This is a genomic window from Devosia sp. A369 (assembly GCF_054489345.1).
The window spans coordinates 1-26,832 of sequence record NZ_JBTMWV010000024.1; the positions used below are offsets into that span (position 1 = coordinate 1).

The following is a 26,832-nucleotide window of genomic DNA, read 5'->3' on the forward strand; positions in this document are numbered from 1 at the left end:
AAATGGGCCACCCCACGTGGTGGGTTCGTTACGAGAAATAAGGGCGTGGCCCTTTGCGAGGAACGGGAGAGCAAACAAACAATCGAAGAACAGCTCCCCTTGATGGGCGCTGAGAAATTCGCTGCCCAGTACCTACAAGCGCCGAGATTGGGCGTCGTTAACAATCATGGAAACGGAATCGCTTGGTACCGACCACCCGACTGGGATGGTAAATCGCATCTTCCCTGGGCTCTTCTTAAGCCATTGGACCCAATGGATATCATAAGAGAACTATACTTCGACGGACCGCAATCGCCGTGGATTTGGCAAGACCCAAATCCACCAATGACGCTGGAAGAATGGGAAAAGGGAGCAATTGCTCAACAAGCAGCATTGGTCCAGCGAGTACAAGAAGATGCAAATCGGCGGCTGGCGGATCGTTGAAATTGCCAATGACGATTCAAAGCCAACGTCTCTGAATCATCGCAGTGTTTTGTCCCGCGTTGAACTGCCAGAAACACCGTTCCCGCTACGTCTGCAATATACAGCGGTCACCTCGCAGAACAACCACTGGTGGCAGAATGGGGCCGATACCGGACTGCCGCTCTTAAGCTGGCGATTGGCAATGTTGCCGGCGGCTAACCCACAACTAACGCGAGCGCTTACAGTCGTTTGAACAATGTGACCTCATGGGAATGCAGAAAGGCCGCGCCATGGCGCGGCCTTCAAGCTATTGGCTCGACGGCGGGCGCCTTGGCTGACGCGCACCCGCACCATTTGGTAGGAATAGGGAGGCAACGTCACCAGCAGCTTGCCGCCGTTGATGCTCGCTCCATCGCCCTGGCGGGGCGCTACCTGCTGCTGGTCCTTCGCGGTGTTGACGGCCTTCAGATCGGTATGGGTCATCACCTGATGATCGATGATGGTGCCGCCGGCAAAGCCTTGCAGATCAACCTCGGTCTCGATGCTTTCGCTCATGTGGCGATTGACGAGGAAGAAGCAGAGCGTGCCATCTTCGTTCTGAACGCCTGAAACGTCGACAAACGGCGTTTTCGACTTGTGCGTGCTTTCATAACTTGGCGAATTCACCTGCAATTGTAGGGCCGTGCCGCGGCCGAAAACTGAGGCGAAGTAGTAGGGGTAATAGATGGTTTGCGCCCAGGCCGGGCCGCCTTTTTCGGTCATGATTGGCGCGATCACGTTCACCAACTGGGCGATACAGGCAATCTTTACGACATCGGAACGGCGAATGAAGGTGTTGAGGATCAACCCCACCATCAGCACGTCTTCGAAATTGTAGATGTCCTCCAACAAACCCGGCGCATGCGGCCAGCCGCCATTGCCGTCCAGGATCTCTCGGTCCCGCTTGTTGGAATGGTACCAGACATTCCACTCGTCAAAGCAGATATAGACGTCGCGCTTCGACTTGCGCTTGGCCTTTACCTGCTTGATGGTCGCTGCCACCGTTTCAATGTAGGTGTCGAGTTTTTCTGCCAACGCCAGGAAGTTGGGTGTATTGTCATCCCGGTTGGCGAAGTACATATGCAGCGAAATATAGTCGACATGATCATAGGTGTGTTCAAGAACGATCCGTTCCCAATCGGGATAGCTGGCCATATCCGAATTGGACGAACCGCAGGCGATTAACTCCAGGGACTTGTCAAACATGCGCATGGCGCGCGCCGTGTTTGCCGCCAGTTTTCCATATTCCGTAGCGTCCTTGTGCCCGACCTGCCAGGGTCCATCCATCTCGTTGCCCAGGCACCAGAGCTTGACGTTCCAGGGCTCCTTGCGACCATTCTTTATGCGCAGGTCGCTCCAATAGGAGCCGCCCGGGTGATTGACATATTCAAGGAAATTGCGGGCCTCATCGACGCCGCGCGACCCCAGGTTCACGGCCAGCATCATCTCCGTGCCGACCGTTGCACACCAATTCGCGAATTCGTGGATGCCGACGGCATTGCTTTCCGACGTATGCCAGGCAAGATCCAGACGGGTTGGGCGCGCTTCGCGCGGCCCGATGCCGTCTTCCCAATTATAGGCCGACACAAAGTTCCCGCCTGGATAGCGGACGAACGGAACATTGAGCTTTTTCACCAAGTCGACGACATCGCCGCGCATGCCGTCGGCGTCGGCCGACGGATGGTCGGGCTCGTAGATGCCTTCATAAACCGCGCGACCGAGATGTTCGAGGAAAGCCCCATATACACGATCATCGATTTTCGAGATCGTGTAGTCCTTGTTCGCAATAACTGTCGCTTTCAACGGCCCTCTCCCACTGGTTCCATTTTATGGATTTATATCAGGATTTATGATTATCCGTGACACAGGTTTGGCGCAAGGGGGCGCAGGCAGCTTCGCGATGCTCGATCTAGCGCGCGGTTTGCAGCCTTAGGATGATGTCCTGGTCGTAATTGCCAAAGCCCTGGCCAAAAATATTGATGCCTCCAGGATGCTTGGCGTCCTGCTTCACTTCGATACGCAGGCGGATCGAGTGGTGGTTGGCAAGGTCGAGGTCCACCAGCGATACCGGCGATATCTTCACCCCATCGACATAGGTGCCATCGGTCGTAACACGCCAGCTCTTGAGCTGGCCGTATTGGCTGCCTTTGAGCTTCCACCAATCGGGCGTGTAGACACCGCGTTTGTCGCCATAATCGCCAGTCGACATCCAGGTGCCGATCTCGGTGCCATTAACGGAGAGCGTGATATCGCTGGGCCAATCGGCCGAGGTTCCAGGCACTTCCGAGCTCAATTCGAGCGAGAATTCCATGACCTCGACGGTGTTTTGCGCCAGCTTGGCATTGTTGGGAAACTGGTATTCGATGAAGCCACGCGTAAACCAGATCAGCCCGGCCTTCATACGCTCCGGGTTCAGAAACGTGTTCGGAACGTCGAGTAAGCCGATGATGCCCTCGGTTGAACACAGGCCGCAAGGCGCCGACACTTCACAACTCGTATAGAGCCCCAGCGGCATCGATACTTCGATCGTCTTGGCGTGCAGAGGTTTGACCTCCTCCTTGAACGTCACCAGGACTTCGTCAAAGGTAGAATGGCAGATTTTCTGGTTGCCCTTGCGCGCCTTCTGCGTCTCGGTGCGGATAAGGCCCGCGCCTTCCAGAATTTGCAGATTGGTCGACACCGTCGACTGCGGTAGGCTGAGTCGCGCGGCGATATCATTGCCGTTGAGCGGTCCTTCGACATGGAGGAGTTTGAGAACCTGAATCCGGATCGGAGAGGCGAGCGCCTTCAGCACCTCGATCCTTTCCTCTGGATCAATCACCAAAAAATTGCGGCTCACGGATGCACTCTCACGAAACGACCCCCGAACTCATGTAACAGTTTTGTCGCGAACGCACGGGCAAAACGGAGTTGAGCACGTTTTCAGCGTGCAAATGTGCCAGAACAGCCGGAATGCATTGGGTCGTTCATTGGCCGGCCGGGTCTTTTTGCGTTGTTGCTCTTTCGATCAGTTCACCAGCGATGAACAACGTCTTGTCGCCCAGTTCTCCACCGCCCGCCAATTCGGCCAGCGCCCGTTCAGCCATTTCAGCGTGAGGGAGGGTCACCGTGCTGATCTGCAGGTCCTTGGCGAATTCCCGGTCGTCATAGCCGACCAGTGCCAGATCCTGCGGCACGCGCAATCCAGCCTCCTGCGCAGCGGCTAGGATTCCGCGGACGATGATATCGTTTTGCCCAAAAATCGCGTCGGGTGGTTCGGCAAGTTCGAAGAGTTGACGGGCCGCGTGATAGCCCGTTGCATGCCCCCAGTCGCTCGCAGCCTCATAGGCCTTGCCCAGATTGAGACCCGCCTTGTTGAGCGTGCGGCGATAGCCGGCGAGGCGCTCCTTGCTGGCGAACTGCCAGGGATCGCCGGTGATCGTGGCGATGCGCTTGCAACCGACGTCGAGCAGATGCTGGGTGGCTACGGCCCCCCCGTGCCGTTCCGCGGGCAAGACGGCGAGGCCGGTGCCGTCCTCGCGCCGGCAATTCAGCAGCACATGGGGGAACGCGTGCAGCCCAGCGGGAGGCGCGGCCAAGGCCGAAAAGCTGCTGGCATAGACAACGCCCTCAACGCCGAAACGGGCGAAATTGTCGAGGGCGGCGCTCTCTCGATCGAGGATGCCATCGGTGACCTGGATGATGATTTGGACGCCTTGCGCATTGGCCCAGTTCTGGAGGCCATAGACCAAGTCGATCGGGTAAGCAGACGAAATTTCATTGATCAGAAGCCCGAAAAGGCGCTGGTTCTCCTGACTCAATTCCTCCAGACGAGGCCCTGGGTCATAGCCCAGCTCACGCGCCACCTGCAGCACGCGCTGCCGCGTCGCTTCAGCGAAGCGCATACCGGGAACCTGGTTGAGGATCAGCGACACAGCGGTCCGCGATACGTTTGCCGCGCGTGCAATATCCACCATTTTGACGCGTTTCTTCAAACCACCCTCCGACACCTCGCAGCCATCCTTGACAAGATAGCGCAGTTGGATGAGCTTGCTAAACAAATTTAGCAAGGCAGCCGCGAGAGCTGTGGACGCTGACGAGGAGCAACCATGACGATCACCGAAACCGCAACCACGCTTGCGCCCAATCCACAGTTCCGCCGCGACAACTGGATTGATCTTTGCGGCTCATGGGGCTTTGCCCATGACGACGGCAATATCGGCATTGGCCAAAACTGGTGCCAGCAGACGGCGGTCTTCGACCGCCAGATCGTGGTGCCGTTCCCGCCGGAAAGCGAATTATCCGGGCTGCGCGAGACCGGTTTTCATCCGGTTATCTGGTATCGGCGCACTTTTGTGGCGCCACAGCTGCAATCGGACGAGCAGCTTCTGCTCAATTTCGGCGCGGTGGACTATGCAGCGACCGTTTGGGTCAACGGACAGTGCGTCGGCAACCACGAGGGGGGGCATGTGCCGTTCTCTCTTGATGTCACGCACGCCCTTGGCGCGGGAGAGCAGGTGCTGGTGGTGCGCGCCGAGGACCAGCCGGAAGATGTCCGCATGCCGCGCGGCAAGCAGGACTGGCTCGAGGCGCCCCATTCCATTTGGTACCACCGCACCAGCGGCATCTGGCAGCCGGTGTGGTTGAGTGTTGTTCCGGCACTGCATCTGACCGATATTCATCTGGTCCCCGACCTGACCAATGCGCGCGTCCGCTGCGATATCCGCCTCAACACCATGCCAGCGGCGCCAACCACGGTGACCATCAGGCTCAGCACCCAGGGCAAGCCGATTGCCGAGCAGACGATGATGCTCAACGACGCCGAACTGGGCTTCGATATCCCGGTGCCGCAGCTCGAAAACGGCGTGCATCGCGATTACCTGCTGTGGTCGCCGGAAAAGCCGAACCTGGTGGATGTCGAGGTGGTGCTGAACGCCAAGCGACCCGACCGGGTGCAGTCCTATCTTGGTCTGCGCAGCGTCGCCGTCGGTGCGCAGCGGTTCCTTCTCAATGGGTTGCCCTATTATCTGCGCATGGTGCTTGGCCAGAATTACTGGCCGCAATCGCATCTCGCGGCGCCCAGCCCGGAAGCGTTGCGGCGCGAGGTCGAGCTTATCAAGGCCATGGGTTTCAACGGTGTGCGCATCCACCAGAAGATCGAGGACCCACGGTTTCTCTACTGGTGCGACGTGCTGGGCCTTTTGGTTTGGGAGGAAATGCCCAGCGCCTATGCCTTCTCGAACTCGGCCATCGAGCGGTTGTCAAAGGAGTGGATGGCGGCAATCCGGCGCGACAAGAGCCATCCATGCATCGTCGCCTGGGTGCCGCTCAATGAGAGCTGGGGCGTGTCGCAAATTGCGGATCGGCCCGATCAGGAGCACTATGCCAGCGCCCTATATCACCTGACCAAGGCGCTCGATACGAGCCGCCCGGTTATTTCCAACGACGGCTGGGAACTGGTCGAGAGCGATATCTGGTCAGTGCACGACTATGCGCCCGATGGCGCCGGGTTGACGAGCCGCTTCCATGAGCCGGCTGACATCGAGGCCATGCTGACCGGAATGGGGCCGGCGCGCCGGCGTATCGTGCTGGGTGGTCGCGTCTTGGGCGATGCGCCCGTAATGCTGACCGAGTTTGGCGGGTTAAGCTACCTGCCCAAGCAGGGCGAGAAATGGCACGGCTATTCCACCGTTGCGGATCCGAAGGAGTTCGAAGATCGCCTTCGCGATATCTTCTCGGCCATCGCCGCCATGCCGCATATTGCTGGCTATTGTTACACCCAGGTTAGCGACACCGAGCAGGAAGTGAACGGGCTGCTGACAGCAGGCCGCGAGCCGAAGCTGCCCTTCGAGACCTTGCGCGATATTACAATGCTGCCGGCAGCATCGGTGCCGCATGAGCAGATTGACAATGCCAGGCGTAAGGCGCGCGCGGCGGCCAAGGACGGGTCGCCCATCGACTGATGGCCTCGGGCGCGGTGGAGCCGAACCCGCCTCGAAAGCGGGTTTGGTGATATTTATCCAGATTTTTGATATCATTTTCTGGAATGGGATTGACTGTCCGCGCGATCCGTTTGAAAAATATTACAAATGACTATGTGCCGAGGTTTGCCCTCGAGTGCTTAGCAGGTGGCGCCAGCGGCGCCGCGGGAGAGGAAAGCCATGTCCGACATTGTCCTTAAAGAGGTCAGCAAATCTTTCGGCGCGGTTAGTGTTCTCGACAAGGTGTCGATGCATATCGAGTCGGGCGAGTTCATCGTCTTCCTCGGGCCATCAGGCTGCGGAAAATCGACGCTGCTCCGCATGATTGCCGGTCTCGAAGCGGTCAATGAGGGGGAAATTTTCATTGGCGGCGAGCGCGTCGATCAGTTGCCGCCCAATGAACGTGGCGTGGCGATGGTGTTCCAGAATTACGCGCTCTATCCCCATATGACGGTTCGCGACAACATGTCGTTCGGGCTGCAGAATGTCGGGACGCCCAAGGCCGAAATCACCAGACGCGTCGAAGATGCCGCGCGCATGCTCGAAATCGTGCAATTGTTGGATCGCAAACCCGCGCAGCTCTCCGGCGGGCAGCGCCAGCGGGTCGCCATCGGTCGAGCCATCGTTCGCGATCCCAAGGCTTTCCTTCTGGACGAACCGTTGTCCAATCTCGACGCCGGATTACGCGTGCGCACCCGCCTCGAACTGGCGCAGCTGCACAATCGTATCAAGGCGACGATGATCTTCGTGACCCACGACCAGACCGAAGCGATGACCCTCGCGACGCGTATCGTGGTGATGAACAATCGTCGGATCGAACAGATCGGGACCCCGATGGAGGTCTATTCGCGCCCGGCAACGCGATTTGTGGCCAGCTTTGTTGGATCACCTGCAATGAACTTCATCCCAATTGCAGCCATCAGCGACGTTGGCGGCAGGGCGTCGGTCAGCTTTGCCGGACAAACGGCGGTACAGACCGCGGTGCCCTATGCATCCTTGCCAAAAAACAACCTGACCTTCGGCATTCGCGCAGAGGCCGCTCATGTCAATTTCATGGGCGCTGGCATATCGGGCGTGGCCGACGTGGTCGAGCGGCTCGGCGAACGGACTCTGGTCTATACACGCCTGCCTGATGACACCGTCCTGGTCGCCGAGGACAAGGGCATCAGCCAGATCCAAGCTGGAGATACCGTCCACATCACTCTCGATGGCGATACAGCCATCGTTTTTGACGATGCCGGAAAGGCCTACCACGCCGCCGGCTAACAGACCGGTTGGAGACCGGCATGGAGCCCATCAATGGGCCGGCCGAGAAGAACATAGAGCCGTCTAAAACGGCCGCCTGACTACAGTGCGCCTGCTTCGCCAGCTGGCGCACTGCCTGAGGAGTGGCGTCGGGATTGTCCCAAGGGAGGAAAACGTGAAGAATCTTTTCAAGATCGCAATGCTGTCGACTGCGCTGTTATCTGTCGGTGCCGTGCAAGCCCAGGAAGACGTCGTTTGGTGGGATTTCCTCGGCGGCGGTGACGGCGTGCGCATGAAGTCACTGATCGACCGCTTCAACACTGAACATCAGGGTGAAATCAACATCCAGGCGACCACACTGGAGTGGGGCACCCCTTTCTATACCAAGGTTCAGACTTCGGCCGCCATTGGCGAAGGTCCTGACGTGATGACCTATCACCTGTCACGCGTGCCGCTTGGGGTATCCTCGGGGGCTCTGGCGCAGATCAACGTGGACGATCTCGCCAGCGTCGGCCTTAGCGCAGACACCTTCGCCCCGGCCAACTGGGAAGCCGGCCAGAGCGAGGGCGCCCAATATGCCGTGCCCTTCGATATCCACTCAATCGTTCTATACTACAATAAGGACAAGCTGGCCGAAGCGGGGCTCCTTGGCGAAGACGGCAAGCCCACGGGCCTAGATGGCGCCGACAATTTCATGGCGGCTCTCGAAAAGCTCCAGCCCAATTCCGAATATGCCCTCTCGCTGCAGACCTCGGGCGACGGTACGCCGTGGCGCGTGTTCTACTCGTTGTTCGGCCAGCAGGACGGCGTGTTCCTGGGCGAAGACGGCACCTTCCTGCCCGATGAGAGCATTCCAAAGGCAGTGGCTGCCGTCGAAACCATGGCCAGCTGGGTCGAGGGCGGCTATGCGCCGGCACTGACCGAATATGAAGGTTCGGTTGCGCTGTTCACCTCGGGAAAAGCAGCGCTGCACATGAACGGCGTCTGGGAAGTTCCGACGATGACCGACCTCGCGGCCAAGGGCGAGCTCGGCTTTGAATGGGGCGCCATCGCCATCCCGACCTTCTTCGATCACCCAGCGACCTGGGCCGACTCGCATGGCTTTGCCATCCCGAACAATGTCGGCAAGGAAATGACGCCGGAGAAGAAGGCCGCCGTGCTGGAGGTCATCTCGTGGATGAATGAGAATTCGCTGGCCTGGGCAGATGCCGGCCACATCCCGGCCTATTCACCAACCCGCGATAGCGAAGCGTTCAAGACCATGGAACCCAACGCCACCTATTCGGTGCTGGCTGACACTGCGGTCTTCGATCCCAAGTCGGTCTTGGCTGGCGTGGCTTCGCCCGTCTATGACGCCGTTGCCAACTATATCAGCCCGGCCATGAACGGCGAAATGGGTGCGCAGGAAGCCATCGACGAAATGAAGGCCGACCTGCAAGACCAGGCCGACTAATTCCTCAAAATCTGGTTCGGCGGCTTCGTGCCGCCGAACACTTTAAGGGGCCGGAGCAGTATGATCAGGAACCACCGACGCGAAGTTGCGGTCGCCTATCTTCTTATTCTTCCGTTTGTGCTGACCTATGGCGTGCTGTTTCTGTGGCCGACCGCGCAGATGGTCTATCTCAGCTTTACCGATGCGCCCCTGATCGGGCCCGGAAAATGGGTCGGTCTCGAAAATTACATCGAGATGTTCGATGACCGTCGTTTTTGGACCGCCCTCCGAAACACAGCCTATTTCGTCGCGCTGACCGTCATCCCCAACACGCTGATCGGGCTCGCCATTGCGATGATGGTGTCGCGCCTCAAGGGATGGCAGCAAAGCGTTATTCTGGCGATGTTCTTCCTGCCCTATATCCTGCCGGTCTCGGTGGTTTACCGCATCTGGAACTGGATGTTCAATCTGCAGTTCGGCATCATGCAGTACCCGCTGACCTGGATTTTCGGAGCGAAAACGCCAGTGTTTCGGACGCAGTGGATGTTCATGCCGGCCGTTGCGTTCGTCACCATCTGGTGGACCTGCGGCTTTAACATCCTGCTGTTCCTTGCTGGCCTGCGCTCGATATCAACCGACATCTACGAGGCCGCGGCGCTGGACAATGCCAATCGCTGGACGATTTTTCGTCGCATCACCTGGCCGCTGATCTGGCCGGTGACAGCGCTCGTGCTGACTATTCAGCTGATCCTGCAACTGAAGATTTTCGATCAGGTCTATTTGTTCGTGCAGGGCGGCCGGCCTGACCCCTCGATGGTGCTGGTGCAATACATCTACAGCCAGGCCTTCCAGAAAAACCAGGGCGGCTATGCCGCTGCGATTTCGGTCGCCTTGTTCGTGATCGTCATCGTCTTCTCGGTCCTGCAGTTCCAGTTGCTTCGCGCACGAGGTACAAATGAGCGTCGCTGAAAGCCAGAACGTCGTCGCGGACACCACTGGCCTCACGGTCAAGCCCCGCATCATGAAAACGCTCGATATCGGCGGGCTCATCCTGACGCTGGTCACGGTGATCTTTGCGGTGCTCTGGGCCTTTCCGATCTATTGGGGTTTGGTCACCTCTCTCAAGCCCGAATCCCAGGTGATCTCCAGCACCGTGGAATTCCTGCCACGCACCTGGACGATCGAGGCCTATTGGCACGTTCTGGTCAACACCATGATCGGGCGATGGTACCTCAATTCGCTGGTGACCTCGCTTGGCGTCACTGCCATCACCCTGGTGTGCAGCGCCCTCACCGCCTATGCGCTGTCGCAACTCAGGTTCCCGGGCCGCACGCTGCTTTGGGTTCTGATCCTCGCCAGTTTCATGGTTCCGCTGACGGCCCTGATCGTCAACCACTTCATTTTGATGGCGCAGTTTTCGTTGATCAACACCTGGATGGGGGTCATTCTTCCTCAGCTCATCCACCCCGTCGTGATCATCGTCTACAAGAACTTCTTCGACTCGGTGCCCAAGGAATATCGGGAAGCGGCAAAGATGGATTCGGCCAGTGAGTGGCGTATTTTCAGCCGCATCTATTTGCCAATGAACTGGGGTATAACCACGGCGCTCGCCATCGTGACCTTCATCGGTGCCTGGAACAATTTCCTCTGGCCATTTCTGGCGGTTTCAAAGCCGGAAATGATGAACGTTGCCGTAGGCATCACGCAGGTTAACGATGCGTTTGGCGTCCAATATGCACGCGAGCTCGCCGGTGCCATGATGGCCGCCTTGCTGGTTGCCGTGCTCTACCTGATATTCCAACGTCGTGTCACACAGGCAATTATGCTGTCTGCCGGGGTGAAGGGCTGAGACGATGGCAGCCCTGTTTACTATCGACTGCTAGATCCCTGTCTCTTCAGCGCTCGGTTCGATTGGCAGTCATTAATCCGCTCGACGAACGACAGCTTTATTTGAATTTTCATCTGTAAGCGGCCCGATCGCATCCGACCCCATTTAGGTTTCTGACCGCTGCAACAGCCAGAATGAGAAATGGCCGATGGTGGGCGCAGCTCTCGGTTGAAACGGGGCGGTCCGGCAGAAAGCGGTGCTGCTGTCAAATATCCACGCGCCGCCCCTCTCACGGTTAACTGCAAAAGAGCGCCTGAACCAACGCATTCCCGCATTAAGTACAGTCCGACAGCCCAAACTTCCTGAGTTACCTCTCCATCAATAGGCCGCGAAAACTATTCGCTGGACACCCGCAAAAACCCCCACCGCAAGATCAAGGGATGTTTCGGACAGCCATTTGAATCCCGTTTGTTCTGCATACGATTCCATTATGTTCGACTGCGAACTCGTCGAATTGCCTGGCCATCAAGGTTTTTGCGGGTGTCCCGCTCGCTATCGATCGACCACCGACATGCTGACGGCAATGCTTCCCCATCGCTGCTTTGTCCAAGCAGCGATGGGAAGCCCGGCCTAGCGAGAAAGCTCGTCGAGAACCTGGTTGACGGCGCGCTGCGTGATGTCGATGATCTTGTCGACCTCAGCCTCAGTGATCACCAGCGGGGGCGCGAAGCCAAGGATGTCGCCTTGCGGCATGGCGCGGGCGATCATGCCGAGTTCGAGGGCCGCCGCCGATACACGCGGACCGACCTTGAGGTCGACAGCGAAGGAATCCCGACGCTCGGCGCCAGTCCCGAATTCCAGGGCGGCCATCAGGCCAACGCCACGCACTTCTCCGACCAGGGGATGGTCGGTGAAGGTTTCGCGCAGCCGGCGCTGCAAATAGCCGCCGGTGCGGGCGGCGTTGCCGGTGAGGTCTTCACCATCGACAATATCCAGGTTGGCATTGGCGGCAGCGGCACAAACGGGATGTGACGAATAGGTCCAGCCGTGGCCCAAGGGACCCAGTCTGTCATTGCCTTCGACCAGCACATCCCAAACCTTTTTGCCAATGATCGAACCCGACAGCGGCAGATAGGCTGAGGTCAAACCCTTGGCGATGGTGATGATATCGGGCTGGATATCGTAGGTATGGCAACCAAAATACTGGCCGGTCCGGCCAAAGGCGGTGACCACTTCGTCAGCAATCAGCAGCACGTCATACTTACGCAGCACAGCCTGGATCGCGGCCCAATAGCCCTCGGGCGGCGGCACGATGCCACCGGTTCCGAGCACGGGTTCGCCGATGAAGGCCGCAATGGTTTCCGGCCCTTCTTGCAGGATCAGCGCCTCAAGTTCGGCCGCCAAACGCAACGAAAAATCGGTCTCGCTCTCGCCGGGCTGGGCATAGCGCCAGTAATGCGGGCAAGCGGTGTGCAGAATGCCGTCCATGGGTAGGTCGAACGAGTTATGGAACGACTGCAGGCCCGTCAGGCTGCCCGTCATCAGGCCCGACCCGTGATAGCCACGATGGCGCGAGATGACCTTTTTCTTGGTCGGGCGGCCGAGCACGTTGTTGTAGTAACGGACGAGCTTGAGATTGGTCTCGTTGGCGTCCGATCCGGACAGGCCATAATAGACCTTGCTCATGCCCATGCCGGCAGAGCGCACGATACGTTCAGACAGGTTGATGATCTGCTCGTTCGAGTGACCAACATAGGCATGGTAATAGGCCAGCTTCTGCGCCTGGGCGTAGATCGCATCCGCGACTTCGGTGCGGCCATAGCCGATATTGACGCAGTAGAGGCCGGCGAAGGCGTCCAGACTTTCCAGACCGTCACGATCCCGAACATAGACCCCACTGCCGCCGGTCATGACCCGGTTCGGGATATCACCGCGCTCGAACTGAGCGAGATGGGTCGAAGGGTGGAAAATATATTCTCTGTCGACGGTAGACAGGTCGTTGATGCGGTCGTCCATGATAGTTCCTTGCTCAGACAGCGTCGTAAGAGGCGCAGACATATTTCAGGTCAGTGAATTCGGAGATCGCGTGTCGCCCGCCTTCGCGGCCCAACCCGCTATCGCGCACGCCTCCAAAGGGAATGGGGTGCCCAGTCATCTTCACGCAGTTGACCGCCACCATCCCGCTGCGCAGCGCTGCGGTTACCCGGCAGATGCGGTTATGGTCATTGGTAAAAAGATAGGCAGACAGGCCATATTCAGTGTCATTGGCGGCCGCTAGTGCCTCTGCCTCGGTATCGAATGGCAGGATTGCGGCGACGGGCCCGAAGGTTTCCTCGCGGAAGATCGCCATATCCGGTCGCACATCTGCCAGCACGGCCGGCGTCAGGAACAGCCCGTTGGCCTCACCCCCGGTGAGCAATCGCGCCCCGGCAGCGGTCGCATCGGCAATCTGGTCAAGGCATTTGTTGACCGCACGTTCATGCATGAGCGGGCCCAGCATAACCCCGGCTGCAAAGCCGTTTCCGACCCGCAGGGCTTGGGCAGCGGCGGTAAATTTTTCGAGGAATTGCTCATATATGCTGCGCTGCACAAAAATCCTGTTCGCCGCCAGGCAATCCTGCCCCGTGGTTTGAAATTTGGCGTCGATGGCGGCTGCGACCGCACGATCCAGATCTATGTCGTCAAACACCAGAAATGGGGCATGCCCGCCCAGTTCCATGGAGACGCGCTTGAGCGTGCCGGCGCAGGCCCTGACCAGTTGCTTTCCCACCGACGTCGATCCAGTGAAGCTCAGGCCGCGGATGCGCGGATTCGCGGTCATTTCACCAACGATGTCGCGCGAGGGCCCGGTCAGCACGTTGAACACCCCGGCGGGGAAGCCGGCACGTTCCGCAAGCACCGCCAAAGCCAGCGCCGAGAACGGTGTTTCATTAGCTGGCCGTATCACGACTGTACAACCGGCTGCCAAGGCCGCGGCCGCCTTGCGGGTAATCATCGCGCAGGGGAAATTCCACGGCGTAACGCAGGCGACGACGCCGATCGGCTCGCGCACCACGCGCATGGAGCGGCCGGGCAGATGGCTCATTGGTATTTCGCCGTCGATGCGCTTCGCTTCCTCGGCGAACCACTCCACGAAGCTGGCGGCATAGTCGATCTCGCCCCGCGCCTCATGCAGCGGCTTGCCCTGCTCCAGCGTCATGATAATCGCCAGGTCTTCACGGGCGTCGCGAATCAATTCAAACCATTTCCGGATGATGTTCGACCGCTGCTGTGGCAGCATGGCCCGCCAGCCGATAAAGGCGGCGTCGGCAGCGGCAATCGCCAATTGCGTTGCATCTGCTCCCAGGGACGGCACATGGCCAATGACCACGCCATTGGCTGGATTGGTCACGGGCGTCATCGGCGCCGTACCGCTATGCCAGCCCCCGTCATAATAGGCCTTGCCCGGCATCAGGCTGCCGTCGGCCGGCATCCACGACTGGCTAACGGGGAAATTAACGGCGATTGCGTTCATCATGCGTCCTCAGGCCTGCGACTACCCAAGACTAGGGTTATGGCGCCCAAAAATGCTGCCCAAGCACATGGGCGCCAAAGGTTTTTTCGCGGGAAAAGCCGCTGTTGCCGAAGAATTTTCGGCTATTTGAACTTATCGCGCATCGCGCCCAGGCCCGGGATATAGTCGATCAGGTGGGCGTGCTCGGGGTCGAAAAACTGCACGAGGCCCCGCTGATCACGGCCGACCAGAATGGTAAAGACATAGGCCTGATGACCCGGCGACGTTACGGTGGGGTGATAGCCCGTCGGTAGCAGGTAGCTGTCGCCGTCCAGGGTCATCACGGCCTCCGGCGTGCCGTCGTTGTGATAGTGGAACTGGCCGCCAAACCCGGTCGGCGGATTGTAGCGATAGTGGTAGAGTTCGGCGTGATTGGTCTCGCCATCCCGATGGGTGTCGTGCTTGTGCGGCGGATAGCCCGACCAGCAGCCGTCTTCCGCATAGAGTTCGCTGACCAGCAGATTTCCCGCCCGACCATTGGCGTTCTGCCCCAGGATGTGGAAAATTTCCCGCTTCGATTTAGTGTCGGACGAGCCGACGACGACACTCTGGACCTCGTCAGGCGTCACGCGGAATGGCGCATGGCTCTCGGCGCAGGCGCCGCCAGCCACGATCGCTTCCAGCACCGCCCCGGTGGCCGTGATGGTGATGGCATTGCCGGTGCCAGCATAGACGGAATCGGCCTTGCCCGACCAGATATCGGCCCGCCGGCCGATGCCTTCGAACAGCGCACTGCCGACGGCAACACGGCAGACGCCGCGTTGCACGACCACAACCGTCTCGAAGCCGGGAACCTCCAGGGTAACCGACTCGCCATCGGCCAGACTGATACGGTTGAAATAGACGTCTTGCAGATGCGGGTTGCTGGCGTCAACGATAGCGCGGTTGGCATTGTCGGCATTGCGGATGATGAGGCTCATGGGGCTCTCCTGGTTGAAGTTCGGGCTAAACTGAAGCGGTCAGGCCGCCATCGACGGCGAGCACATGGCCAGTCACGAAATCGGAAGCGGTTGACGCCAGAAACACAGCCGCGCCGGACAGGTCCTGCGGCTGGCCCCAGCGCTTTGCCGGCGTGCGGCCCATCAGCCAGGAGCTGAAGACCGGGTCTTCGCTCAGGGCGGTGTTCATCTCGGTCAGGATGTAACCCGGGGCGATGCCATTGACCTGCACCCCTGACGGCGCCAATTCGACGGCCAACCCCTTGGTAAGCATTTTCAGCCCGCCCTTGGCCGCCGTGTAGGGCACAATCGAAGGCCGCCCCAGGCTCGACAGCACCGAGAGGGTGTTGATGATCTTACCATGGCCACGACTGACCATGCCCCGTCCGACCTGCCGGGCCAGGCGGAACGGAACCGTAAGATTGGTGTCGAGCACACGCGCCCAGTCGGCATCCTCGACCTCAAGCGCCGCCTGCCGGTGCTGGATGCCGGCATTGTTGATCAGGATGTCGATGGCGCCATGCTGCTCCTCGGTGCGGCGGACGAGTTCATCGAGTGCAACCGGGTCCAGCAGGTCGCAAACGGCTGCGCCAGCCTGGCCGCCGCCCCCCTGGATCAGCTCGACAGCGTGTTCCAGCTTGCCGGCGTCACGTCCGACCAGCACAACGGAGGCGCCATGTTCGGCCAGCCCGCGCGCCATGGCCAGGCCAAGACCGCTGCCGCCGCCGGTCACCAGGGCAATCCTGCCCGTTAGATCGAACGCACCCCGGCTCATGGGTTCACCCAGTTGGCTGGCGTCTGCCCGTTCAGGATCGCCACGGCGGCCTCACCGGCCTGGCGCTGCAACGACGCCACTGTGGCTTCCGAATACCAGCCGGCATGGTCGGAAAGTACCACATTGGGCAGACCCAGCAGCGGATGGTCCCGCTCGGGCGGTTCCTGGCGCAACACATCGAGGCCTGCGCCAAACAGCGCTCCACCCGTTAATGCACGGACCAGTGCCGCTTCATCTACATGCGCGCCGCGCGCGGTGTTCAGCAGCACCGAACCTGGACGCATGGCGGACAGGAAACCGTCATTGATCATGGGGGCATCCGGATCGGCCACCGGTGCATGGATCGAGACGATGTCCGAACCACGCGCGAGCGCATCCAGGCTTACCGACTGCACGCCTTGCGCCGCAGCATCGCCGGCGCTGAGATAGGGATCATGCACCAACACGCCGACCACGCCGAAAGCGGCGAAGCGGGCCCGGACGGCCCGGGCAATGCGCCCGAAACCGATTAATCCGAGGGTCTTGCCGGCGATGCGCTGGATGGGTTGCTCCTGACCGATACCCCAAATGCCGGAGCGGACCGCCCGGTCGTGGCTGACGACGCGGCGCTGCAGGGCGAGATAGAGCGCCAGAGTTTGGTCGGCGACCTCAATGTCAGCGCCATAATCAGGGATATTGGCGACCTTGATGCCCTGTGCTCTGGCCTGTTCCAGATCGATCCGGTCGACACCGACGCCGTAGCGAACAATGCCCTTGGCCTTGGCGCAGGCCTTGATGACATCGGCATCAAGCGGCGTATCGCGAACGAAGATGATCGCCGCCTCGTGAAGCCCGGCGAACAGTTCCGCGCGGTTGCCATGCCAGTCCAGCACGGACAGCGTCATCCCCAGCGGCGCCAGCATGTCGGCTTCCGTGGCATGGTCTGCATAACCCGGTGCGATTACGACCGCTTTGCCCATGATTATGCCTTTGGCGTGAAGGTTGCGTAGAATTTGCGCAGGCCACCGGTCTTCCAGTCGCAGACCGTTCCCTTGGTAACGACAAAGCTGTCTCCGGCCACGAAGCGATGCGCCCCGCCGCCTTCGATCGTCAGCTCAAGCCAGCCATCCTGCAGATACATCAGCTCGTGCTTGGGGAAGGTGGTCGGGACGCGGTGATACGGGCTGGTTTCCCAAGCGCCGACATTCCACTGCCCGTCGGCACCCGCGCAGAATACCAGATCGCCCTGTTTCGGGTCGCCGCTGATCAGCAGATGGGCGGGCGTGGGATTGGAGGGCGGAATGGCTACGAGGTCGCTGCGCGAAGCCACGACCGGCGCGCCCATTGCGGCGGCGTCATCGCGGCGTACCATCACATAGCCCGCTGCATCTGCCGATGGCGACCAGCCATTGGCCTGGCCCGGCTCCAGGGCGAAAATGTCACCAGTCTGGACCACGCGGTCGCTGCCGGCGATGCTGAGCGTACCGCTCCGCAGCTGACCAAAAACATAGGCATCGGCCAAGGCGGCGCCATTGGCCGGCAATGGGCCGGTGTAGCATGACACCGCCAATGCGGCGTCGCTGAACGCCTCGGTCCAGCTTTGAGTATCGGTGAGTTTGAAAATTCCGGTGGTCATGATGGGCACACTTTGCTTGGGCGCTGATGCGCAATTTCAGGGTGTGAAGAGTCAGCCCCTGACGAGTGGTCGGCAGGGCGGCTGCTTGCTGGTGAAGGCGGGTTAGTAGCCGCGCCTTGGATCGAAGATATTGGGCAGCGCTTCGCCTGCTTCATGCAACCCGATACAGCGCGCCACAAACTGCGCCTTTTCGGCCCGGGTCGGCGTCGAAGCGATATGCGGGGTCAGGGTGATCCGCTCATGGGCCCAAAGCAGGCTATCCTTGGCAAGCGGCTCGACACGGAACACGTCGAGCACAGCACCAGCGATGTGCCCGCTATCCAGCGCCGCAATCAAATCCGCTTCCACCACATGCTGACCGCGGCCGACATTGATGATCTGGGCACCGGTCGGCAGCTTGGCCAGCAGCTTTGCATCGATGATATCGACCGTATCCGGCGTCACCGGCAGCAGGCAAACCAGGATGTCGACGTCCGCCAGAAAGGCGTCGAACTGGTCGGCACCGGCAAAAGTCTTGATGTCGGGCAGGGATTTTGCCGAACGGCTCCAGCCCTGAACCGGAAAGCCCACGGCTGACAGCATTGTTGCGGCTCGGGCCCCCAGATTGCCCAGCCCCATGACTCCAACCTTGCGATCGGCAGCCGAATACAGGACTTCCTTGTAGCGCCATTCGCGCGTCGCCTGACCCAGCGCGAAATCATGGGTATCGCGCAGCAGGGACAATGCGGACCACACCACGAATTCGCCCATGCGCTGCGCCATGTCGACGCCGCCCATGCGCACCAGAGGAATCTGGCGCGGCCAGGCTGGATCCTTGGTGATGTGATCCACCCCGGCGCCCGACGAGAACACCGTTTTCAGGTTTGGCAGCGTTGCCAGCCACCCAGCCGGTGGCTCCCACGCCATGACATAGTCAACCGAAGCGAGGTCGCCGGTATCTTCCCAATAGGCGACCTCAATGCGCGGGTTTGCGGCGTGGAAGTGATCCTTCCACTCGTTCATGGCCTCGCGGCCACCAGATTTTACCAAGAGCTTCATGGCAACCTCCTATTTGTCTTTGTCAGTGGTCCCGATCAGCATCCGGTCGATGCCAAAGAGACGGTCCAGAATGAGCATGGCGACGACCGCCAGAACGATGAGTACGGTTGAAACCGCAGCAACCAGCGGATCGATGGAGTCTTCGATGTAGAGCATCAGCCGTACCGGCAGGGTGGTCAGGCCCGGCGAGGCGATAAAGATCGTCATCGTGACTTCATCGAAGCTGTTGATGAACGCCAGCACCCAACCCGACACGATGCCCGGCGCGATCAGAGGCAGGGTGACGCGGCGGAAGGTTGTCAACGCACTGGACCCCAGGGATGCGGCGGCATTGTCCAGCGCCAGATCCAGCGAGCCCAATGAGTTCATCACCGTGCGCAGCACAAAGGGGGTGATGATGATGACATGGCTGATCACCAGCCCGAACATCGTCCCGCCCAGCCCGATCTGGGACAGGAAGCGCAGAAACGCCACACCCAGCACGATCGATGGCACCATCAGCGGCGACATGCACAGGCTGAGCAGCGCCGTGCGGCCCGGAAACTCAAAGCGCACGATTGCCATGGCCGTGGGAACCGCGAACAGGGCGGCCAGCGTGGCGGAGATACTGCCCAGAACCAGGCTAGCCTGAAAGCTGGCCATGAAATCCTGATTGTTCAGCAAAGCCTCGAACCAGCGCAGTGACGGCCCATCGAGCGGCAAGGACAGATAGCCCAGCGGGGTGAAGGCAACCACGCAAACAATCACGATCGGCAACAGCACGAAGAAGACGAACACGCCATGGAACAGCAAACACCAGAAACCGTTGCGTCCGCTCACTTGTACATCCTCGCGAAATAACGTTCGGCAACGCCGTTCAGGCCGATGGCGACAGCGATGATCACCGCAAACAGGATCATGGCCAGCGCCGCCCCAAGCGGCCAGTTGAGGCTGAACAGGAACTCGTCATAGACCAGCGTGGCAATGACCTTGAGGCGCCGACCGCCGATGATTTGGGGCGTCGCGAAGGCACTGGCGGCCATGGCGAAGACCAGGATGGCGCCAGCCATGATGCCCGGTAGCATTTGCGGCAGGATCACGCGTCGGAAGGTGGTGATGGGACCGGCGCCAAGCGAATAGGACGCATTTTCGACCTGCGGGTTGAGCCGCTGCAAGGTGGTCATCACGGCGATGATCATGAATGGCAGCAGCACATGGGTCAGGGCGATCACGACACCAAATTCGGTATACATCATCTGCACCGGACGCTCGATGAGGCCCAGTGCCTTGAGCGCCTGATTGATCATGCCATTCCCGCCCATCAGCAGAGCCCATCCCAGCGAGCGGGATACCACCGAAATCAGCAGGGGGCCGAGCGCCACGAGCAGGAAAATGCCCCGCCATGGCGCCTTCATCCGCATCAGGATGAGGGCTTCCGGAGCGCCAATGGCCACGGTCAGCAGGGTCGTGAAGACAGCAATTCTCGCGGTTCTGGCGAAAATTTCAAAGAAGTAGCTATCCGAGAAAATCTCGATGTAATTGGCGAGTTCGTAAACCGGCATGATGCCGGTCGTCAGGCTGAAATCCTGCAGCGACAGGATCAGCGTGCCCAGGAGCGGCAGCAGCAGGAAAACTACAAACAGGAATGCTGCCGGCAGCGACAGCAGATAAGGCAGCCCGCGACGAAGCCCACTCACGGTGACGCCTCGGGCGCAATCAGATGGACATCACTGGCGTCGAACACCAGGCCGATGGTTTCACCCACGGCTGGCGGGCGCGGACCAAGATTTTGCCGCTGGCTCACTGCGAGGCCCTGCTCAGTGTCGATTTCGAGCAGCCATTGCGTGCCTTGGAACACGCAATTGCGCACCACGCCCCGCAACCCGTCTTCGCCAAAGCCCAGCTTTTCCGGCCGCACCGCCACGATGGTGGCGCCGGGGCGCGCATTGTCCGGCGCTGCAAAACTATAGCCGCCGACGGTAATTCGGCCGCCGCTATCATCGACATAACCGGCAAAAAGATTGGTTTTGCCGAGAAAGCTGGCAACGAAGCTGTTGCAGGGCCGGGCATAGACTTCTTCGGGCGCACCGATTTGCTCGATAGCCCCGGCGCGCATCAGCACGATACGATCTGACAAGGCCATGGCCTCGGCCTGATCATGAGTGACCAGAACCGTCGTCGTCCCCGTCGTCTGCTGGATACGACGCAGCTCGATCTGCATTTCTTCGCGCAGATTGGCGTCAAGGTTGGACAGCGGCTCATCCAGCAGCAGGACGCGCGGCTGAATGACCAGCGCCCGGGCCAGCGCGACGCGCTGTTGCTGCCCGCCCGACATGCGGCGCGGATAGCGGTCGCCATAGCTTGCCAGCCCCACCAGTTCGAGCACTTTTTGAACGCGCTCATCCCGTTCGGCGCGGCCGACACCACGGACTTCAAGGCCATAGGCAATATTCTGGGCCGCCGTCATATGCGGGAACAACGCATAGGATTGGAAAACCATCCCCAGTCCGCGCTTGTTCGGCGGCGTGGCAATCAGGTCGCGGCCTTCAAGCTGGATACTGCCGCTGGTAGGATCAACAAAGCCGCCCAGCATCTGCAGGGTCGTGGTCTTGCCGCATCCTGAAGGGCCGAGGAGAGAGATGAACTCCCCCTCCTCGACAGATAAAGCGAACTGATCGACGACTGTGACCTTGTTATAGGCCTTGGACAGTCCGGCGATCTCCAAAAATGACGCCGTTGGCGTAGTAGCAGCGGCACTCATGGGCAACGCCTTCTCAAATAGCAGTGTGGTGGTCTTAGCGCTCGATTTCACGAACCCAGCGCGTGTCCCATGCCTCGCGGTTGGCGTTGATATAGTTCCAATCCACATTTTCCAGGTTCGACACCTTGTCCGGGCCATAGGGAACGCCAACGGCTTCCTCTGCCGTCAGTTCAGCCAGCTTGTTGATAGGGCCAAAGCCGAGGCCCTTTGCCAGCACCTCCTGCACCTCAGGCGAGACCAGATAATTCACGAAGGCCTCCGCCTCCGGCTTGGGCGAGGCCGTCTTGACCGCGCAGACGTCGTTGCTGATCGCCATGGCGCCTTCGGACGGATATGCCAGCTCAACCGGGAAGCCGCTGGCGGCCAGCACCTGAACCTGGGTGGACGACCACACCGCCAGATCAACCTCACCACTCTGGAACATCTCGGCCAGACGGGCAGAGGCCGGCTCGAAGCTCAGCACACCGGGCGCGATCTTTTCCGCCATAACCTTGAAGCCAGGATCGAGATTCTCAAGGTCGCCGCCATGGATTTCGGCAAGCTTGATCAGGGCCAGCAGGCCATTGGTGTTGTTCAGCGGCTGGAACACGACCCGGCCAGCAAATTTCGGATCTTCAAGCGCGGTCCAGGAGGTGGGCGCATCCCAGCCTTCCTTGGCGAAAGTGTCGGTGTTGTAAGCCAGTCCGAGGCCAACCACGCCAAAGCTGACGGCCTTGCCGGACTTGAACTTGGCGAAATCATAGATATTTGCTTCATGCGCGGAGAGGTCGAGATCCAGGCACAGGCCGAGATCGATCGCCTGAGTCATCGGACCGGTATTCATCATGGCGATGTCGACCTGTTGATTGGCCTCCTGCGCCAACAGCTTTGCCAGCACCGCAGCCGAGTTACCGGCGGAATAGACCACCTTGATGCCGGTCTCGGCTTCAAAGGCGGGAAAAACTTCGGCGCGCATCAGCTCTTCCTGCGAGCCGCCATTGCCGGCCACATAGAGCACGTTCTCCTGGGCAACCACGCTGCCGGCAAAAGCGGACAGAGCGACCGTGGATAGCAGAGCCAGTTTCAATCTCATCGGAATTCTCCTTGTTTCCCGTCGGACGTGCGCCAAATTTGGACATGCGCCTTCTTATGCTTCCGACCTGGCTTAAATTAGGGCTTTAGCGACGAAAAAGTTCTCGTAACAGCGGCCATAACAGAAACTTTTGCGGAAAAATCTGGAATCTGACATATGAAAATCGGCGCGGCGTCACGCCGCATGACTAATTTCGCGCCAAAATCGCGATTTGCCCTAATATATGGCGCAGAATAAGGCCGAATTTCCGGGGCCACCACCATTAACCAGAGCGATGCAGGTGTGTTTCTTGCCCGTTAGGCAGGGAATGGCTGATAATTGACTAAACCGAAAATACTGCGGAAAAACGCATACTTCCCGACTATTTTTCGATCAAGGAACTGAGCCCATGGCAAGCGCACCTCGGATTAAACTCGACGAGATAGATCTGCGCCTGCTCTCGATGCTTCAGACCGAAGGGCGCATCAGCAAGACGGACCTCGCCAACAAGATCAACCTGTCCGTCAGCGCGTGTTTCGAGCGGATGCAGAAGCTCGAACAGAACAAGTTGATCCAGTCCTATCACGCGGTCATCAATCCTGCCATTTTCGGCAATCTGCAGATGTTTCAGGCTCATATCATTCTCAAGACGCACCGTGCCGTCGATTTCGGCATGTTTGAGAACTATGTGCGCAATACCACGATGATCACCGAGTGTTTCGCATTGGGCGGCGGCGTGGACTATTCTATAAAGGTCGCAGCTCAAACCGTGTCGCAGTATCAGCAGCTCATCGATGACATGCTGGACGCCAATCTCGGCGTCGATCGCTATTTCACCTATATCGTCACCAAGACGATAAAGGACCGCCGCCTCACGGTGCAGGAGATTTTGGACATCAGGCGCGACAGCGACGCCACTGCACTGTCGGATCAATTTTAGATCAATGCTTAGCCGCCGCCGCAGACTTTCGGCCCCTTCGGACGGCGGACCGCTTGCGTTACTTGGCCTCGGCCCTCTGATTGAGCCGGCTCATAACCCCGCATCACAGGGATAGGCCCGATGAGTATAGCCCAACCGATCCTCGGGATCGACGTTTCCAAAGCCCTCGGCTTTACTGGTCAAAGTGTTGCCGGAAGGGGGCCTAGTCGTTAGCAGCAAATCGATCGTCGACTTGCCATTCGGGGTGGCAGCTTTGGGGCGAGGCGGTATAGCGCCTAATTTCAGAAATGGCGCGCGAAGCGGCCATAACGGAAAGCCTTCGTGACCAAAGGACTGGACTTCGCCGCGCAACCACGCATTGCTGTGGGTATCGAACCGAAGCCCGGCAGCCACTCCGGGCTCGCCTCAGTGCAAGGCCCCCAAACTGGGGTTTACCTGAGGACATACGATGCGCAAAACTCTGACAGACACCCACCGAGTCATCCTCGCCAATGCGGCGGCACGCGATAGCCTGCGGGCCCTGCCCGTACCTTCGACGATTGGCAGAGGTCCCATGATGGTTCGCCAGAGCGTGGCAGAACTCGTCGATGATGGCTTGCTGGCAGAGGTAGCAGCCGAGGACGGCGATGAGATTTGGCACAAGAACGACGATGCTGCCGATACAACCTTGCTGATCACCGAGCTTGGCCTCGTCACAATCGGCGTTATGGTGACAGGTGACGGAAAGTCCGCGGCCGCCATCATCCAGCAGAGGCCTGCGGTCGGCGGAATGCCACCGCCAGCTTCAAAGCTACAAACCCTGGTCATGCTCATGCAGCGCCCACAGGGAGCCCTGATTGAGGAGTTAGTGACCGTCACGGGATGGCAGAAGCACTCAGTGCGCGGAGCCATCAGCGGTGCGCTGAAGAAACAGCACAGCCATACGATCTCGTCGACTTTGGTAGGCGGGCGCGGCCGGGTCTATCGCATTGAGATGCCAGAGGCGCCACCCGCCGAGAAAAGCAGATCGGCTGCGGCGGTCAATGCAAGCGGCCATGGGAGCGGGTTGTGAAACGCCGGACCCCGGTTGACGTGGCACAAGACGTCGATGCACTGCGCGACATGGACGCCAAGGCGCTGCGAATACGATGGCGCGCGGTGCTCAAGACCGAGCCGCCTGCCAAAATGCAATCCCCCTTCTTACGTCTGGCCATCGCATACCGCCTGCAGGAGCTGGCCTTTGGCGGTCTTAAGCCGGCGGCGCTTCGCCAGCTCCGGAACTACGGCAAGTCCCTCGACGTGCGTCCATCGACTGTGGGCGCGGATGGATTGCAGCCCACCAAAGTGGTGGTGTTCGATGCTCGCGCTTCGCTGTCACCCGGCACGCGTCTCATGCGGGAATGGAACGGGACAACCCACCTGGTGGATGTTGTGGAGGGCGGCTTCGTGTGGCGTGGCGGGTTGTACAAGACTTTATCTGCCACAGCCGTTGCGATCACGGGGACCAAGTGGTCTGGCCCCAAATTCTTCGGCCTCCTCGCGCCCAAAGCCGCCAATTCGCCGCGGCGCGCCGCCGCAGCAACGCGCGAGGATATCGCGGCATGAGCGAGCAAACACGATTTCGCTGCGCGATCTACACGCGCAAATCGTCCGAGGAAGGTCTTGAGCAGGACTTCAACTCATTGGGGGCGCAGCGAGAGGCCTGCGAAGCCTATATCCGATCCCAGGCCCATGAAGGCTGGCAGCTCATTCCCGACCGATTCGATGACGGTGGCTTTTCCGGCGGTAATATGGAGCGCCCAGCGCTCGCCCGACTGATGGACCAGTTACGCGACGGCAAGATCGACATCATCGTCATCTACAAGATCGACCGGTTGACCCGATCGCTCACCGACTTTGCGCGGCTGGCTGAGACGTTCGACAAACACAACGTGTCGTTTGTCTCTGTGACGCAGCAGTTCAATACCACGACCTCAATGGGTCGGCTGATGCTCAACGTGTTGTTGTCGTTCGCCCAGTTTGAGCGCGAGATTACCGGCGAGCGTATCCGCGACAAAATCGCGGCCAGCAAGAAGAAGGGGATGTGGATGGGCGGCGTGATCCCGATGGGATACGACGCCCGCGACCGGCGCCTGTTTATCAATGATGAGGAGGCCACCACCATCCGGCAGGTGTTCCAGCGCTATTTGGACGTGGGCAATGTGCCGGCTCTGCTGGAGCGTCTCAAGGCGGACAATATACTGACGGCGCCACGCCTGTCCGCGAATGCCAGAAAGCATGGCAACCGCAACTTTACGCGCGGCCACCTCTATAAGCTTCTGTCCAACCCGATCTACATTGGCCGTGTGCCACATAGGAACGTCTCACATCCCGGGCAGCATGAGGGCATCATCGATGCGAAGACATGGGCCGCTGTGCAGGCTCAGCTTCAAACCAACACCCAAGGTCCGCGCAGTCGACGCCGTCGTGCAGCGGCAGAAACCCACCTTCTGGCTGGATTACTCTGCTCGGAAGATGGCAACCGCTTTATTGCCACTCACGCCAACAAGGGCGCGCGGCGCTATCGATACTATGTCGAGGACGTTGTTGCCGGAAAAACACCACGGCGATTGGCCGCTGGCGATATCGAAGCCGCCACCCTGGCCGCCCTCCGCGCGTACTTGATGAACCAACAGCAATTGATCGGTGACTTGGGCGAGGTGAGTGCGGACCAAATCGCTGGGGCGCTGTACCACGCGCAGCGGAGCGCTGAGCTTCTGGGGCAGCGATTGGGCCAGCCGCAGCACATTGTTGTTCGCGATGTGATCGCCAAGGTTCGATATCGCGATACCCAGCTAGAGCTGGAGATTTCACGAACCGGTTTGCACCGGCTGCTCGACATTCGACAGCCAGAAAGCACCGCTTGGCCGGCGAACGCCGATCCACACAGCGACGTTATCAGCTTCCGAGCGCCGCTCGTCATCAGGCGGCGTGGTCCGCAGATGAAAATGGTTGTGGCCGGACCAGACAATCTGCGGCCCGACACCGAACTGGTTGCCGCTGTGGTTAGAGCGCGCCGGTGGGCCGAACGTCTCGCCAATGGCGAGGTTGGCTCGATGACCCAGCTCGCGGCAGCTGAAAACCGCAGTGCAGCCTATATCAGCCGGATCTTGCCCCTGGCATATCTCGCACCGCGGATTGTAGAGGACATTCTCAGCGGTAAGAGTTCGCCGGGTTTGCTGGATCGAGCACGCCCGGCGCTCGACCTTAGCTGGCAATCCCAGATCGACACCTTGGCTTTGGTTGAGCGGGGTTAAG

23 protein-coding genes and 1 pseudogene are annotated in these 26,832 nt (G+C 59.8%); 10 read left to right on the top strand and 14 right to left on the bottom strand.

The window, feature by feature from the left end:
- A pseudogene (locus ACX3OZ_RS18480) lies at nt 1-423 on the top strand (hypothetical protein); the annotation flags it as partial.
- Nucleotides 424-666: 243 nt separating this feature from the next.
- Here the strand turns inward: ACX3OZ_RS18480 and arfA are convergent.
- From arfA to ACX3OZ_RS18495, 3 genes are all read right to left on the bottom strand, one after another.
- Nucleotides 667-2,244 (bottom strand): arabinosylfuranosidase ArfA, encoded by a 1,578-nt coding sequence (gene arfA, locus ACX3OZ_RS18485; protein ID WP_459105144.1) that lies wholly within the window; start codon nt 2,242-2,244, stop codon nt 667-669.
- A 106-nt stretch (nt 2,245-2,350) separates the two neighbouring features.
- Nucleotides 2,351-3,280 carry an ArsR/SmtB family transcription factor gene (locus ACX3OZ_RS18490; RefSeq protein WP_459105145.1) on the bottom strand — a complete coding sequence of 310 codons (930 nt, stop codon included), beginning with the start codon at nt 3,278-3,280 and terminating at the stop codon, nt 2,351-2,353.
- A 127-nt stretch (nt 3,281-3,407) separates the two neighbouring features.
- Nucleotides 3,408-4,415: a LacI family DNA-binding transcriptional regulator gene (locus ACX3OZ_RS18495; RefSeq protein WP_459105146.1), complete on the bottom strand. Its 1,008-nt coding sequence runs from the start codon at nt 4,413-4,415 to the stop codon at nt 3,408-3,410.
- A gap of 114 nt (nt 4,416-4,529) precedes the next feature.
- Here ACX3OZ_RS18495 and ACX3OZ_RS18500 point away from each other — a divergent pair, with 114 nt between their 5' ends.
- From ACX3OZ_RS18500 to ACX3OZ_RS18520, 5 genes are all read left to right on the top strand, one after another.
- Complete coding sequence (locus tag ACX3OZ_RS18500) at nt 4,530-6,383, top strand: glycoside hydrolase family 2 protein (RefSeq protein WP_459105147.1); 1,854 nt, start codon at nt 4,530-4,532, stop codon at nt 6,381-6,383.
- A gap of 198 nt (nt 6,384-6,581) precedes the next feature.
- Nucleotides 6,582-7,667 carry an ABC transporter ATP-binding protein gene (locus tag ACX3OZ_RS18505; protein ID WP_459105148.1) on the top strand — a complete coding sequence of 362 codons (1,086 nt, stop codon included), beginning with the start codon at nt 6,582-6,584 and terminating at the stop codon, nt 7,665-7,667.
- A gap of 154 nt (nt 7,668-7,821) precedes the next feature.
- A complete protein-coding gene (locus ACX3OZ_RS18510) occupies nt 7,822-9,099 on the top strand; it encodes an extracellular solute-binding protein (RefSeq protein WP_459105149.1) in 1,278 nt (425 codons plus the stop codon).
- Between the two features lie 60 nt (nt 9,100-9,159).
- Nucleotides 9,160-10,047 carry a carbohydrate ABC transporter permease gene (locus ACX3OZ_RS18515; RefSeq protein ID WP_459105150.1) on the top strand — a complete coding sequence of 296 codons (888 nt, stop codon included), beginning with the start codon at nt 9,160-9,162 and terminating at the stop codon, nt 10,045-10,047.
- A 52-nt stretch (nt 10,048-10,099) separates the two neighbouring features.
- On the top strand, nt 10,100-10,927 hold the full coding sequence (locus ACX3OZ_RS18520; RefSeq protein ID WP_459105174.1) for a carbohydrate ABC transporter permease: 828 nt from the start codon (nt 10,100-10,102) through the stop codon (nt 10,925-10,927).
- A 609-nt stretch (nt 10,928-11,536) separates the two neighbouring features.
- Here ACX3OZ_RS18520 and ACX3OZ_RS18525 read toward each other — a convergent pair.
- The 11 genes from ACX3OZ_RS18525 to ACX3OZ_RS18575 form a co-directional block, all read right to left on the bottom strand.
- The gene (locus tag ACX3OZ_RS18525; protein ID WP_459105151.1) at nt 11,537-12,922 is read right to left on the bottom strand and encodes an aminotransferase; all 1,386 of its coding nucleotides are present in this window, start codon (nt 12,920-12,922) and stop codon (nt 11,537-11,539) included.
- Between the two features lie 13 nt (nt 12,923-12,935).
- Nucleotides 12,936-14,420: an NAD-dependent succinate-semialdehyde dehydrogenase gene (locus tag ACX3OZ_RS18530; RefSeq protein ID WP_459105175.1), complete on the bottom strand. Its 1,485-nt coding sequence runs from the start codon at nt 14,418-14,420 to the stop codon at nt 12,936-12,938.
- A 122-nt stretch (nt 14,421-14,542) separates the two neighbouring features.
- A complete protein-coding gene (locus ACX3OZ_RS18535) occupies nt 14,543-15,379 on the bottom strand; it encodes a 5-deoxy-glucuronate isomerase (protein WP_459093950.1) in 837 nt (278 codons plus the stop codon).
- Between the two features lie 25 nt (nt 15,380-15,404).
- On the bottom strand, nt 15,405-16,172 hold the full coding sequence (locus tag ACX3OZ_RS18540) for a glucose 1-dehydrogenase (protein ID WP_459105152.1): 768 nt from the start codon (nt 16,170-16,172) through the stop codon (nt 15,405-15,407).
- Nucleotides 16,169-17,074: a C-terminal binding protein gene (locus ACX3OZ_RS18545; protein ID WP_459105153.1), complete on the bottom strand. Its 906-nt coding sequence runs from the start codon at nt 17,072-17,074 to the stop codon at nt 16,169-16,171. The genes ACX3OZ_RS18540 and ACX3OZ_RS18545 overlap by 4 nt, the downstream gene beginning before the upstream one ends.
- 59 nt (nt 17,075-17,133) lie before the next feature.
- On the bottom strand, nt 17,134-17,787 hold the full coding sequence (locus tag ACX3OZ_RS18550; protein WP_459105154.1) for a cupin domain-containing protein: 654 nt from the start codon (nt 17,785-17,787) through the stop codon (nt 17,134-17,136).
- Between the two features lie 102 nt (nt 17,788-17,889).
- Nucleotides 17,890-18,825 carry a 2-hydroxyacid dehydrogenase gene (locus tag ACX3OZ_RS18555; protein ID WP_459093946.1) on the bottom strand — a complete coding sequence of 312 codons (936 nt, stop codon included), beginning with the start codon at nt 18,823-18,825 and terminating at the stop codon, nt 17,890-17,892.
- A 9-nt stretch (nt 18,826-18,834) separates the two neighbouring features.
- The gene (locus ACX3OZ_RS18560; RefSeq protein WP_459105155.1) at nt 18,835-19,644 is read right to left on the bottom strand and encodes an ABC transporter permease; all 810 of its coding nucleotides are present in this window, start codon (nt 19,642-19,644) and stop codon (nt 18,835-18,837) included.
- Entirely contained in the window at nt 19,641-20,501 is an 861-nt protein-coding gene (locus ACX3OZ_RS18565) for an ABC transporter permease (protein ID WP_459105156.1), read from the bottom strand. Before ACX3OZ_RS18565 ends, ACX3OZ_RS18560 begins: the two co-directional genes overlap by 4 nt.
- Entirely contained in the window at nt 20,498-21,565 is a 1,068-nt protein-coding gene (locus ACX3OZ_RS18570; RefSeq protein ID WP_459105157.1) for an ABC transporter ATP-binding protein, read from the bottom strand. The genes ACX3OZ_RS18565 and ACX3OZ_RS18570 overlap by 4 nt, the downstream gene beginning before the upstream one ends.
- A gap of 34 nt (nt 21,566-21,599) precedes the next feature.
- Nucleotides 21,600-22,637, bottom strand: coding sequence for an ABC transporter substrate-binding protein (locus tag ACX3OZ_RS18575; RefSeq protein ID WP_459105158.1), 1,038 nt, complete (start codon nt 22,635-22,637; stop codon nt 21,600-21,602).
- A 388-nt stretch (nt 22,638-23,025) separates the two neighbouring features.
- Between ACX3OZ_RS18575 and ACX3OZ_RS18580 the strand changes: the two genes are divergently transcribed.
- The 4 genes from ACX3OZ_RS18580 to ACX3OZ_RS18595 all read left to right on the top strand — a co-directional run bounded on the left by ACX3OZ_RS18580 (nt 23,026) and on the right by ACX3OZ_RS18595 (nt 26,831).
- Entirely contained in the window at nt 23,026-23,556 is a 531-nt protein-coding gene (locus tag ACX3OZ_RS18580) for an Lrp/AsnC family transcriptional regulator (protein WP_459105159.1), read from the top strand.
- A gap of 448 nt (nt 23,557-24,004) precedes the next feature.
- Nucleotides 24,005-24,607 carry a DUF3489 domain-containing protein gene (locus ACX3OZ_RS18585; protein WP_459105160.1) on the top strand — a complete coding sequence of 201 codons (603 nt, stop codon included), beginning with the start codon at nt 24,005-24,007 and terminating at the stop codon, nt 24,605-24,607.
- Nucleotides 24,604-25,140 carry a DUF2924 domain-containing protein gene (locus ACX3OZ_RS18590; RefSeq protein ID WP_459105161.1) on the top strand — a complete coding sequence of 179 codons (537 nt, stop codon included), beginning with the start codon at nt 24,604-24,606 and terminating at the stop codon, nt 25,138-25,140. The genes ACX3OZ_RS18585 and ACX3OZ_RS18590 overlap by 4 nt, the downstream gene beginning before the upstream one ends.
- A complete protein-coding gene (locus ACX3OZ_RS18595) occupies nt 25,137-26,831 on the top strand; it encodes a recombinase family protein (protein ID WP_459105162.1) in 1,695 nt (564 codons plus the stop codon). Before ACX3OZ_RS18590 ends, ACX3OZ_RS18595 begins: the two co-directional genes overlap by 4 nt.
- Nucleotide 26,832: the final 1 nt, after the last annotated feature.